12 protein-coding genes and 1 pseudogene are annotated in these 12732 nt (G+C 41.0%); 6 read left to right on the top strand and 7 right to left on the bottom strand.

The features are described 5' to 3' along the window. The first annotated feature begins 112 nt into the window (after positions 1-112). Positions 113-775, top strand: a complete 663-nt coding sequence (locus tag V7K21_RS19490; RefSeq protein WP_335176905.1) for a LuxR C-terminal-related transcriptional regulator — start codon at positions 113-115, stop codon at positions 773-775. Between the two features lie 235 nt (positions 776-1010). Here the strand turns inward: V7K21_RS19490 and V7K21_RS19485 are convergent, their stop codons facing one another. From V7K21_RS19485 to nfi, 5 genes are all read right to left on the bottom strand, one after another. Continuing rightward, complete coding sequence (locus tag V7K21_RS19485; RefSeq protein WP_335176904.1) at positions 1011-1193, bottom strand: hypothetical protein; 183 nt, start codon at positions 1191-1193, stop codon at positions 1011-1013. 414 nt (positions 1194-1607) lie between these two features. After that, on the bottom strand, positions 1608-3320 hold the full coding sequence (locus V7K21_RS19480; RefSeq protein WP_335176903.1) for a putative bifunctional diguanylate cyclase/phosphodiesterase: 1713 nt from the start codon (positions 3318-3320) through the stop codon (positions 1608-1610). Positions 3321-3898: 578 nt separating this feature from the next. Further along, on the bottom strand, positions 3899-5857 hold the full coding sequence (locus tag V7K21_RS19475) for an FHA domain-containing protein (protein WP_335176902.1): 1959 nt from the start codon (positions 5855-5857) through the stop codon (positions 3899-3901). Positions 5858-5898: 41 nt separating this feature from the next. After that, on the bottom strand, positions 5899-6447 hold the full coding sequence (locus V7K21_RS19470; RefSeq protein ID WP_335176901.1) for an FHA domain-containing protein: 549 nt from the start codon (positions 6445-6447) through the stop codon (positions 5899-5901). Between the two features lie 107 nt (positions 6448-6554). Beyond that, positions 6555-7220 (bottom strand): deoxyribonuclease V, encoded by a 666-nt coding sequence (gene nfi, locus V7K21_RS19465; RefSeq protein WP_335176900.1) that lies wholly within the window; start codon positions 7218-7220, stop codon positions 6555-6557. Between the two features lie 243 nt (positions 7221-7463). Here nfi and V7K21_RS19460 point away from each other — a divergent pair, with 243 nt between their 5' ends. The 3 genes from V7K21_RS19460 (at position 7464) to V7K21_RS19450 (ending at position 10495) form a co-directional block, all read left to right on the top strand. Further along, on the top strand, positions 7464-7985 hold the full coding sequence (locus V7K21_RS19460) for a hypothetical protein (RefSeq protein ID WP_335176899.1): 522 nt from the start codon (positions 7464-7466) through the stop codon (positions 7983-7985). Between the two features lie 180 nt (positions 7986-8165). Next, positions 8166-9323, top strand: a complete 1158-nt coding sequence (locus V7K21_RS19455) for a hypothetical protein (RefSeq protein ID WP_335176898.1) — start codon at positions 8166-8168, stop codon at positions 9321-9323. A 206-nt stretch (positions 9324-9529) separates the two neighbouring features. Next, the gene (locus tag V7K21_RS19450) at positions 9530-10495 is read left to right on the top strand and encodes an aldo/keto reductase (RefSeq protein ID WP_335176897.1); all 966 of its coding nucleotides are present in this window, start codon (positions 9530-9532) and stop codon (positions 10493-10495) included. A gap of 91 nt (positions 10496-10586) precedes the next feature. Here the strand turns inward: V7K21_RS19450 and V7K21_RS19445 are convergent. Both V7K21_RS19445 and V7K21_RS19440 read right to left on the bottom strand, forming a co-directional pair. Further along, positions 10587-10892 (bottom strand): annotated as a pseudogene (locus tag V7K21_RS19445) (DNA cytosine methyltransferase); the annotation flags it as partial. Between the two features lie 48 nt (positions 10893-10940). Further along, positions 10941-11234 carry a helix-turn-helix domain-containing protein gene (locus tag V7K21_RS19440; RefSeq protein WP_335176896.1) on the bottom strand — a complete coding sequence of 98 codons (294 nt, stop codon included), beginning with the start codon at positions 11232-11234 and terminating at the stop codon, positions 10941-10943. A gap of 197 nt (positions 11235-11431) precedes the next feature. Here V7K21_RS19440 and V7K21_RS19435 point away from each other — a divergent pair, with 197 nt between their 5' ends. Both V7K21_RS19435 and V7K21_RS30815 read left to right on the top strand, forming a co-directional pair. Then, positions 11432-12067, top strand: a complete 636-nt coding sequence (locus V7K21_RS19435; protein WP_335176895.1) for a type I restriction-modification system subunit M N-terminal domain-containing protein — start codon at positions 11432-11434, stop codon at positions 12065-12067. Between the two features lie 5 nt (positions 12068-12072). Continuing rightward, positions 12073-12564: a restriction endonuclease subunit S gene (locus V7K21_RS30815; RefSeq protein ID WP_442948903.1), complete on the top strand. Its 492-nt coding sequence runs from the start codon at positions 12073-12075 to the stop codon at positions 12562-12564. Positions 12565-12732: the final 168 nt, after the last annotated feature.

Below are 12732 nucleotides of genomic sequence, written 5' to 3'. Positions count from 1 at the left end.
GTAAAGTAATCCAAAAAAAGCAAACAAAGGATTTGACTTGATGTGACTAAAGCTAAGATAGGTCTGGTTGCTATACTGCGCCTAGACCTCGAAAGGGTACACTTTGCCAATCATGATTGCCTTACAAGCTTTATTTCATGCAATTGCTCAAGCTAAAGATGAACAGACGTTGCGATCGCACATATCCGCAGAAATGAGTCAGTATTTTTCAGCTACACGAGGTGGGCTGTTTTTCTTTGCTCAAATTTCTCTAGTTGACAGCAAGCTCCAAAAAGCAATGCAAATTGCATTATCACCCCAACACAATCCACTTGCACGCTACTTGCTAGAACACCATGCCCCTGTTCATGAAGCTTTGGTAGTAGAACCTAAGACGTGGAAGTTGATTTGTCCTCGTGCTGATCACTGGCACGTTATGGCAGGGCCGATTGTCAGCAATGGTCAGTTAGTGGGCGTATTAGGTTTTACCCGTAAGCAAGGAATGCCTGCATTTGATTCACAAAATCTTATAGATTTGAGTGCGCTTTGTCTGCACGTTTCGACTTGGGTGGCAACGGTGAGATTACAACAACCACTATTACAGACAAAGCGTTTAACGCCTCGTGAAATGCAAATTGCTGACTTGGTGGCTCAAGGACAAACCAATGCAGAAATTAGTGCTGAACTTTGGATTACTGAAAACTCTGTCAAGCAAGCTTTAAAAAGGATGTTTCGTAAGCTTGAGGTTTCATCTCGGACTCAGATGGTTGCAAAGCTTTCCACAGTTTCAAAATAGGTATTGCTGAATCAAGAAATGATTCTTATGAGGTGGGCATCCTGCCATTTATGTCAAGTTAAAAAAATAAGAATCTTGTCAAGTGGTTAAAACTCAATTGTTTAGATATCTTCTTCATCGTTGATTGTCTGTTGCTCATATTCTGTGCGGCTCAGTCATATTCAAGACCTTCCCAAAGTTGAGCAACAGAAATCGTTTGCTCAGTCATGGCTTTGTGCCAAGCTTGCCGAAGGTTTCAAGTTGTTGGTTTAGCCAAGCTGTTGCGATCGCTTAAAACCCGTAAATATAGTTGCCGGATTGACTCCTCTGGCGTTAATTTAATCGCCTTTTGGCGCACCAAACAAACCGTATAAGGAACCTCCCCGTTTTTGGTCGCCTTGAGAGTAATCGTCTGCTCTAACTGCTCAATTTCAGCCATCGTAAACTGTAACAGTTTGTAATTTGAGTCCTTGAGGATATCGGCTAATTTCATCAGGGGCTATCAGGTTGACTCTAAGGGCTTCTTCGTCATAAGAGTTTAGCGCCATTGTAGTCACTGCCTGATAAATTTTCTTAATTCTTTAATGGCGATCGCTGTGTATTCCTAGTGAAGACATCACGCTGCTTCTATTTAATCAGTGCGATCGCAGTTCCTAGAGGATTAGCCTCGCCTTTTACTACTGCGAATTTGCTAATGGATTCTAATGCGGCTAAACCCGGACAATTTTTTGTGTGGAAGCCCCGCTACCACACAAAAAGAATCTCAATCTAGGTGCGTAACGTTATACAAGTATTCGGGTGGCTACCTAGATAGGTACAAAATGGAACACGTTGTAATGGCTTAGGCATCCACCTACGCTGCTATTGTCTGCATCTGCTGAGAACTTTTATGCAACATTGCAGCAATTATATCAGCAGGGACAGGACGACTAAAGTAGAAACCTTGACCTTCATCACATCCCCGCATTTGCAGGTATTCAAGCTGTTCTTGGCTTTCCACACCCTCTGCCGTGATCTTCAACCGGAGGCTCTTTGCTAGGGCAATGATCGCATCGGTGACGGCGGCGCTATCAGGATTAAATATGACATCCTGCACAAATGACTGATCAATCTTGAGCATGTTCACAGGAAAGCGCTTCAAGTAGTTCAGCGAGGAATAACCGGTGCCAAAGTCGTCTAGAGCCAACCATATACCCAATTCTCGTAATTGTTTTAAAGTTTTAACAGATTGCTCAATGTCACCCATCAAGAAGCTTTCTGTCACTTCCAGTTCCAGGTAAGATGCTTGGAGTCCAGTCTCCTCAAGAATCTGGCTGACGACCTCAACTAGATTTGCTTGTTCAAACTGTCGAGCTGACAAATTCACAGATATCCGAATTGGGGTAAATCCAGCAAGCTGCCAAGCACGGTTTTGGGCGCAAGCAGTTCGTAAGACCCATTCGCCAATTGGTACGATCAAATTATTGGCTTCTGCAATGGGAATAAACTTTACTGGAGAAACCAAACCGAAGGTAGGATGCTGCCAGCGAACTAACGCTTCCATAGCTGTAACTTGTCCGCTGCGTAAATCAATTAGAGGTTGATAATAAACCAGCATTTCGTTGCGCCCAAGCGCTCCATGTAATTCATTTTCTAAAGTCAGTCGCTCCTGCAACTGAGCATTAATTTCTGGCAAATAGAATTGGTATTGGCTACGCCCTTGCTGCTTCGCCTGGTATAGTGCTATGTGAGCCTGTTGCAAGAGTTTATCTACACTATTAGGATCATTTAAGTTATTAATTGTGATACCAATGCTAGCGGTGAGATGAATCGAGTTACCCTTTATAAAAAAGGGTTTGCTCAGGGTACTCAAAAGCATCTGAGATAACCTAATCACATTTTCAAAAGAATGAATGTTAATGCGGGCAAGAGTAAATTCATCTCCACTTAAATGGGCAAGAATATCTGTTTGCGTTATGCAGGTTGATAACCTATAAGCAACTGCTCTTAACAACAAATTTGTTGTCTTATGCTCTAACCTATGACTAATATCGGTAAAATCATCAATAGCCAGGAAAAAGACAGCTACAACGCGCTGGTTGTTTTCAAGTTGGGATAGAGTTTGATAGAGGCGATCGCGGAATAAATCACGATTGGGCAATCCAGTTAGATCATCATAATTAGTGATGTAGTGAATTAACTCATCTAATTTGTGAAGAGTTTGTGAGGTATCCGCCATCAAGGTACCCGCTTCATCAACAAATTCTGTAGGCAGTTCAGGTAGTGTTTTGGTATTTAGATAGTTTTGCAATGCAGCAGATGTCAAAATGACTGGTTTTAGGAGATGGTTTAGGGCGTAGAGGGTGGCGGCCGTACCCGCTAACGTAGCCAACAGAGCAATGATCATAACTCGCACCACCATCTCCAAGGAATAGGAGTTTGAGATGACGAAACTCAAGAGTAAGGTCAGAAGTGGTACATGAGTGCCCAAAAATGCCACCAACATGATTTTAGCAGTGTAACTTTTCTTGAGCCATCCGAAATGAGCTAGGAATGAATACAGGTAGAGCTTGTGATCGAGCTTCATAAATTCTGTTTGATAGTTGGCGAATTAGTTCCGAGCTATCCTGGCAAAAGAGTATTTTTGATTCACAATCTAGTGGAATTAGCTCTCATAGAACCCAACCCTCCTCAGGTTATATATTATGCTTCCCAATATAGGTTTATACTTAATATCTATAAAGATAAAGTTTCTGTAAAACTTATTCCACAAACAATTCCAAAATCAAAATCTAATTGTATTGATTGTTACAGTCACAGTAGTTATCAGTTGATTTGAATGTGATGTAAGAGCTTTTGAACCTCAACATTGAGCTTTTGAACCTCGACGTTAAGCCTTTGAGCCTGAACGTTGCACCTTTTTACTCGAACGTTGAGCCTTTTTACTCGAACGTTGCACCTTTTTACTCGAACGTTGAGCCTTTTTACTCGAACGTTGAGCCTTTTTACTCGAACGTTGAGCCTTTTTACTCGAACGTTGCACCTTTTTACTCGAACGTTGCACCTTTTTACTCGAACGTTGAGCCTTTGAACCTTAAATTTGGAATTTGGTACTCAAAACAGCTAGTTAAATACTGTATTCCTCCTGCCTCCTGCCTCTTTACACTAAGGTGACTGATTTAACACCCACTTCAACCACTGCCCAAAGGAACTTACAACATTCAACTTTTGAACTCCAGGCGCACGTCCGGCGGCGAGTCCATCAACGGCGACGAATGCAGCATATTGCAAGCCCAAGAAACTATCAACTGCTGCATAAGGGCCACCTAAAGTAATAGCCCCAGCAGCATACATTTGACCTCTATCACTACGCATTTCTACTAATTCAAAATTGTTTGCTACAGTCAGTCGCCCCAGATGATTCACTGGCAGGTTGTAATGTTTGACTAAATCTGCTAATAGGGGATTAGTATCTACCTTGGCATCCAGTCCAGTAGCATCAACAATAAAATCAGCTAGCAATTTCATTTCCCCAAAGCTTTGCTCTCGGATACGGGTAATAGTCCGGTTTTGGGCATCTCGTTCTACATCCAAAACCTCTCCGAAGGTAATTTGATACCAACCTTCGCTGATGCCTTGGGCAGTAATTTGTTGCCAGTCGTGGCGGTCGGCGGTGGTAGTTCCACCCCAGTCTGCTAGTAAACGCTTGCGTTCATCAGGATTAGCTTTTTCTAACATTGCCCGGAGTTCGCCGCCCCAACAAGCTTTAGGCCAGTTAAAGGGTTGAAATTCTTGATGATTTTTGACTAGGCGCTGGGTATTTTGAAATTTGTTGCCCTGGGGTTTAGGCGATCGCATTAAATGCAAAACTGCAATATTCTGATTTCGCTTTCTGGCTTCATAAATCCGTTGAATAATCCGCGAAGCCACAATTCCCCGCCCACGAATCAATACTGTACCACCTCGTAGCTCTAGTTGCTGATAAACATGATCATGGGCTTCATAAGCATTGACGACAGATTTAAAATCTTGATATTTTTCCCTATAAGTTTGCAAATCTGGGAGAAACTGAATTGCTGGATACCCAGTAGCTAAATGTAAATAACGAGTAACTAAAAAAGCATAATTTCCTGGCCCACGAGAATAAGCTACGCAATACCTGCCATCATCAGTTTTGCGAATTACTCTAACTCGCCCATAGCGATAAATTTGATTCCAGCCAATCCGCTTTGCCTCCCTATCTATGGAATCAAAGACATTACCCGCACGCGGAGTATAAGTTTCTGCAAATGTTGGTTCAGCAAACACTTGCCACAAATACTTGAATGCTGACTTCATCTCTTTCTTGGTGAAATCGTGCCAAGCCTCACGCAAGGCATAACTTGGCCAGCCCCAAATATTATCAGGACAAGAGTCAGAATTAGATCGCAGTCTTTCATGTAAGGGAATTTGCGAATTTAAACAAAGGCGCTTGTAACGAGCATAAGGCTCCGCCTCTAATCCCAAAGCTACAATTTTGTCAGCAGACACACCACTAATTCGCAGCAAATCAGCCCAAAAAAAGCTACCCAGTCCCGCTCCGATCGCTAGATAATCAGATTCATCTACTGGTAAACCCGTAGCATGAAGTGCTTGCACAGCGACTTTTTGGGACTGAAACGCTAATGGCGGGAAATTACTCGCCAAGGGACTTAGCGGCTGAACTACAGGCAAACTAGGGTCTGGGAGATTGGTCTTTGCATTGAAGTGAATCGTTGAAGGGGGAGTGGTATCTGGTGCAGAGGCGCCAGCAGCAAATGTCACCATGATTACATAGGGGCCAATTTGCAACGTATCGCCATTAACCAGGACACTGCGGGTTTGTGGTTGACCGTTGACATACACACCGTTAACGCTACCTTGGTCAATCACCACCAAATGGTCTTGTTCCCAGTCAATTAGGGCATGATAGCGAGAAACTTCGTTACTGTTAAGCAGCATCCTAGAAACCCGCCCTCCCCTGAGTTCAGCAGGTAAACGAGCGAATTCTCGACCAAAAGCGATCGGCATACTCAACATTGGTTCTCGCCGTTCTCCCGTCGCTGGATCTTCCCAACTCAATTTAATTTGTAAGTCATTTGTCATTAGTCATTCCCCTCTGCTCCCCTGCCCCTCTGCCCTCCTTCTCAACTACCCGGTGCTACCAACACACTCACAGCCGCAGCCAAAGATGTGCCACACCAATGACAGCCAATTTGTAAATTCTCTCCTGGGGAAACTTTATGACATTTGGGGCATTCTAAACCATAAACTCCTGGCAGTGGTGCGGGGGGTGTGGCTGGATAGTGGTGATGTCCGTGTACTGGTGGATGGGGTAAGAGCAAAATTGTTGCTGGAATGCTGCCCGTGGAAATGCTAGTAACGTTGAGTTTTATTTGTCCCAAAGAGATACTAGTGCCCTCAGTTAAAGGCATTTCACCTTGGACTAATTGCCGTCCATCGACAATGGGGGGATTTTGCGATCGCAAATTCCTGATATAAAAGCCCTGTTGCTGGTGATGAAAAAAGATTTCAACGTGCAGACCAGAGACAGTAGGGTGACTCAGAACAATATCGCACCGGAGTGGGTCGCGACCGATGCGGACACTGCCAGGATTTTGACTTGATTGTTGTTCGTAAATGTTCTGAGTTTTATCTTCACCTGCATCGTGCCACTGTAAAGTTAGTGCGTTCATTGTTCTAACTTTGTAACTAGTATTTAGCTACTTCAACTTCTTTCTGTGCGATTCCTAACACGATTGAGTCGGCGCAAGCAAGTATTTATAAAAAACTTCAACAAGCTTTATTTCGCCGACGCTAATTTATCAGCAATGCGTGTAGTTTCTGGCAGCCGATATTTTGGCGTGCAGCGTAATACATAGTCAATTGCTGTCGGTAAACTAATTCGATGGCCACTGGAGATGTACAGAGGTTTTACTCCGGTGCGCGATCGCAAAACTGCCCCAACGGTTTCACCGTTATATATCAGTGGTTGTCTGCTACCTTTGGGTTCTGGCAATTCCTCATACTTGCCTACCAACCTGGACTTAGCTACACCTATTGTTGGCATATCTATAAGTAACCCTAGATGGCTAGCTATACCTAATCTGCGGGGATGAGCAATTCCCTGACCATCACACAAGATCATATCTGGTGTTGTTTTAATCTTCTCCAGGGCATCAAGAACGGCTGGAATTTCCCGAAATGAGAGGAACCCAGGAATATAAGGAAAGGTTGTAGGACGGTGTGCTAGGCTTGTCTCGATTACTTGCAAATCAGGAAAACTCAGGACTGCGACAGCTGCTCGGCTAATTGTTCCATCAGCTTCAAAACCCATATCCACTCCAGCAACATACTGGATAGCTTCTTGCAGTTGATCCTCAGTAATTACTTGATCTCGCAGCTTTTCTTGGATAACTATGGCTTCTTCCAGCGTTGAGGGCCAAGCATGATCTTGATAAATTTTCATATTTAAAAGTGGAATTAAACTGATTAATATTAATCCTGTTAATTTGGCAACCACAAAAACAATAGTTTTTGATGTTGATACAGGGAAAATATCTTTATTGCAAAAGTCTGTGAAAGACTATCTTTATACTAGATATTTTAGCCCATATTAGCTGATATATTGCATCATAATGTTACTTCCGGTTGTCAAGAGGGAATCCTGAGAATATAAGTTTATTTTCTTAGATTTTCTCTTTTAGTAGTTATGACACAGCCGAATATTCTAAAACTTGCAAAACTGGGAGATACCCAGGCGATCGCATCTCTGATGAACCGCCATCTATATCCCAAAGGGATCACTGCAAAAGTTGCCTTCAAAGATGCTTGCTTAGAGGTAATCCTAGAATCTGCCGAAGTACCAAATCGGCAAACCTTAGTTGCATTTATTCGCAAAGGTTTAACTGGTTTAGGGGCTGCATCTGTTGAAAGAGTGAAAGTTTACGGACAACAAACAGCTAAGGAGTTTCCAAGTTGGAGTCAAGAGTTTCATTTGGGCATAGTAAAAGCTGAAATAGAAGTTGGAGATGAGCAACAGTCTTCTAATAACCCTCAAAACCTAACTATTTGTATTAACTTGAGTGGTGATACTGCACAAGGATTAACAAACCATGATTTTGAATTTATTGCTAATCAAATAAGCACTGATATTTTATCAGCTTGTACTGAGATTTTGATTGAAAAAGTAAGTATTAGTAATGGTAGTTCTGTGATTACAAAGGAACGGTAGTACTTAATTTATCTCATGCATAGGTGCAGAAAAAGAGTCTAAAACCAGGGTTTTTGCAATAAGTATAAGAAAGTAAATTTTAAATATATGGCTCTAAAGATTTTGAAAATGTTGGTTTTGCCTGTAGATGGGGAATCCTAAAATAGACGATAGTTTATCAGTTTTTCACATTTATTGGTTATGACACAGCCAAATAATCAGGAAGTTACTAAGCAAAAGCTACAAAAGTTTTACTGGCCTTTATGGTTTCCTTATCCTAGTTCTTGGTTAAAAGCATTGATTTTGACTCTATGTTTGAGAGTTATTATATTTGTAGTCAATAATACTGGAAAGGTCGGCTACCGGATCGTCTATTTTGTAAACTGTCCGGAATTGTTTTTTATATTTACAATACTGTTACTCCTATCTCCAATTCCTATAATTTCTTTTACTCATCACTGCTTACACTTACTCATTGGTCGGTTTATACCAGAAATTCAGGCACCCGAAATAGGTAGAACACAAGGATTATTACCAGGATTAATGAGTTGGTGGGAAGGATTATACGCTTGGCTTGTAATTGCAATTTCTACACTGATAACAGCTTTGTTTTCTACAATACTTATACCATTCTTTAATCTTAACTATGTCAGACTAATTGAAGACTATACAGAAATACAAAATAATAATATAATGTTAATCTTGGGGCTATTCTATATTTTTGGTGGGGCACTAACTTATCAAATTGAATATTTTGTGAGACACAGAATCATATCTGCTTATTCTAGCAATAAACAAATAGATCCAAGTAAATCTGACACTGATTTTAAGGTAGATAAAGAACTCAATAGATTGCGCGGGGAAATGGGTTTACACAAAATGAAATCAAATATTTTATCAAAGAATGAAGAAATTCCAATCATCAAGAATCAACATAAATATCGTAATTTAAATAAAAACTGGCTGTTTAGTTCTTTAATATTTTTAATTGCTGTAGGAATATACTTCTCATCAAAATTTATAGAAATACTTCCCTTTACCTCTAAAATTCCAACACAAATACCATCCAAGTCTGTATTAGTTACACCGTCACCAGTGATTTCAGAATCGCCGACTGTGTTACTTAAAAATGATACATTCCGAGAAGCAGTAAGTAAAGCAATAAATGCAGCTAACCTTACCCAATTAGCAAAATCTCTAAATGAGTGGAAAATAGTTGTAAGTCAGTGGGAAGCTGCGATCACACTTATGAAAACCGTGCCATCTTCTAGCCCCAATTATGTAGTAGCTCAACAAAAAATCAGAGAATATCAGATAAATCTGAACTACGCTGAGAAAAATGCCGTTGGTGGCAAGTAATGCGATCGCCCCTCAAAGCTAAACTAGAAAAAGGAGTGTGATCGCTCGATTATCCCTATCAAAATAAAATACTGTGAAAACCAAAACATTAACTGCCATTCTTTACAAAGAAGAAGATATGTATGTTGCTGAATTTTAAGCTTTCTGAGATTAATTACCGCTAGCTATAATTTATAATAAAAGTAATTTTGCCCCCAAAGCCAATCATGACAGAAGGAAAAACGCGGCGTAATTTCCTAATTACCAGCATTGCTGTGACAGGAGGTATTGTGGCAACTAATGCTTTACAACAAAATACTACCAACATCGCAACACCACCAGCAACCATGCCAGAACGGCTGCTGGGACGCACGGAAGTAAAATTGCCTATCTTTGGGTTAGGAGGAGCAGGACAAACGCCGTTATCCTGGGAAGGAAAAGAGGGTGATGCTGCGGCAATTATTCAAAGAGCGCTGGAACTTAGCATTCGCTACTTTGATACAGCGCCTAGTTATGGGCCGAGTGAAGATTATTTAGGTAAAGTCCTACCACCCCATCGCTCAAAGCTGTTTCTAGCAAGCAAGACTGATAAAAGAGATCGGGATGGTGCATGGCGAGAATTGGAGCGATCGCTTAAACGTCTCAATACAGATTATCTCGATTTGTGGCAGTTGCATCGCGTTTCTTTTTCCGAAGAACTCGACACCATCTTTAGTCCATCTGGTGCAATTAAAGCTTTAGAAGAAGCCATACAACAAAAATTGGTACGCTTTGCTGGTATTACCGGACATCACGACCCTGAGGTGATTGCCGAAGGGTTACGTCGCTATCCTTTCCACACTACACTGATTCCTGTGAATGCCGCCGACAAACACCACCCACATCCATTTATCCCAGTAGTTCTACCACTTGCTCAAGAAAAAAATGTCGGTGTGATTGCGATGAAAGTCCCGGCTTATGGTCGGCTGTTTAAATCAGGTGGGTTGACAGGTATGCAGCAAGCTTTAGGTTACACAATTTCTCAGCCTGGAGTTCATTGTTGTGTAATTGCGGCAGAGAATATTGCACAATTAGAGAATAATGTCAAGATAGCGCGGGCTTTTGTGCCTCTTAAGAAGGAAGAATTAACAGCGATCGCTCAACGGACTGCTAATATGTGGGAAGATAGTACATTTTTCCGTGCCTGGACTTAGCCCAACCTTGTACATATTACAGAGTGTATTCTTACTAGTCCCGCTGATAATGTTGTGTCGCTTGGGACATATTAAATTGTAGTAACTTTTCCTATGGCAACTTGTATCCCAAACTCGGTTTAAAAGACGAAATATTCAAACTGCGAATAATTTCTGCCGCCACAGCCTTTGCTAGTAGGGGTGTTACAGAGTTACCGACTTGTCTAAATCCGTGCCATTTAGTTACATGAAATCTAAACCAATCGGGGTAAGAATGTAATCTTGCTGCTTCTCTGACTATGATACAACGGGGCGTAAATGGATGAATCGGTCTAGGAGATGTGAAAGAACCCTTGTACTTGTCTGTTCCGGCTCTTAAAGTGTTGCAGACACTAGCAGGATGCAGCTTATAAAAACGACATTTTAGATACTGTAGTAACCAATAACAATATATGTATGAAAAACTTTATTCAGTCACTTCCACCGTGCTAAGAAAATCTTTTAAAGAAATACCCAAAGCCAAGCAAACAGCCTCTAATACTTTTACAGAGACACTCTCGGATTCGCCATACTCTAATTTTTTCAGGTTTTGATGAGAGCATTCCCCACCCTTAGCCGAAATTTCATCTACCAATTTCTGTCGGGACTTTTTACCACGCATACGCTTTAAAACTTCCGCTCTGTCCTTATTCCAGGTAACGGAAACAACGTCTGCAACGTAAATATACATTTTAGTTTCTTTATTCCTTCCATTGGTCATATAATAGCTACAGCAGTAAACTAAGCTTATTGATTTCGGCTACTACAGTTTACAAATTATGGGAATAGAGGTAAGCGATCGCATCAAATCAAGTTTTTCAAGTTGAGGATCAGGGAAGTGACTGTTTTTGTCACATAACCCAATGCGTGCATATAATTTCATAACAGATAAATTACCGACCTACAGCATCTAAAGCCTTGACCCCAGAAGAACTAAAACAACTTGAAGCGAACCTTTGGCAGAGTACTGATACTCTACGGGCAAACTCAGACCTGAAATCTAGTGAGTATTCTACCCCCGTGATGGGGTTAATATTTCTCAAGTTTGCTGATAACAAATATCGCCAGTATGCGGCTGAGATTCAGCAAGAATATGAAGCACTCAAAGGAACTCGCAGAGAAAAGGCGATCGCCGAAATTGCCATTGAGAAGTGTGGGTTTTATCTGCCAGACCATGCTCCTTTTAAAGGGTTTCCCGCTCAGAAAAAAGTGAACCTATTCCGGGTTGCTGTTTCTACCAACAGAACGGATTATATCGCCACTAACGATTTATCTCAAAGTTCCACGGATGTTGTACAAGAGGTGTGTAAAATTCGTTGGAAAATCGAGGAGTTTCACCGAGAGATTAAACAACTAACTGGCATTGAATATTGTCAATGTCGTCAAGCTAGGCTTCAAAGAAATCATATTGCTTGTGCAATGTTGGTTTGGATTAGATTAAAAAATTTAGCCGCTCAAACTGGCCAAACTATTTATCAAATCAAGCATAATTTCCTGTCTAATTATTTAATTCAGCAACGAAAACGCCCAAGTATTCCTATGTGCTTGCTTTGATTTAAATTGTTGCGTGGCGGCGTGTAGCCCCGCCCGCTATTTGTGCCAGTTGCGTAAGTCCTGAAGATTTTAGAAAACTAGAAAAAGCAGATTGTAAACCATTAAAAAATGATGTTTTAATAGCAAAAGATGGTAGTTATTTAAAGCATGTTTTTGTATGGAATCAGGATGTAAAAGTTGTAATATTATCATCTATTGCTATCTTACGTCCTAATTTAAAAAAAATATTACCCTATTTCCTTGCGCTTACTTTAAAACAGGAATCCACAAAGTCTATGATGAGTGGTTACGTTTCAGGTTCTGCATTACCTCGTATTATTTTAAATGACTTTAAAAAAATGAAGCTAATAATTCCTCCATTGGATATACTGCAAAGATTTGAATCTATCCTTATTCCTATATATGAAAAGATTAGGCTTACAAATGATAAAAATTTGAATTTAAAACAAACACGCGCTCGCCTTCTAACTCGTCTCATCTCTGACTTTTCCTGTTAAGTCTCTTTTGCAAGCTGCCAGCCTTGACAAAGGTCGTGCAATTTTAACCAGCCTCGCCACAGTACCTGGATACCAATCTGACTTTTCCCGTTAAGTCTCTTTTGCAAGCTGCCAACCCTCACAGAGATCGTGTAATTTTAACCAACCTCGCCACAGTACCTGGATACC

Source organism: Nostoc sp. (assembly GCF_036919595.1).
Lineage (GTDB): Bacteria > Cyanobacteriota > Cyanobacteriia > Cyanobacteriales > Nostocaceae > Nostoc.
This window is presented reverse-complemented; position numbering and strand designations above follow the sequence as displayed.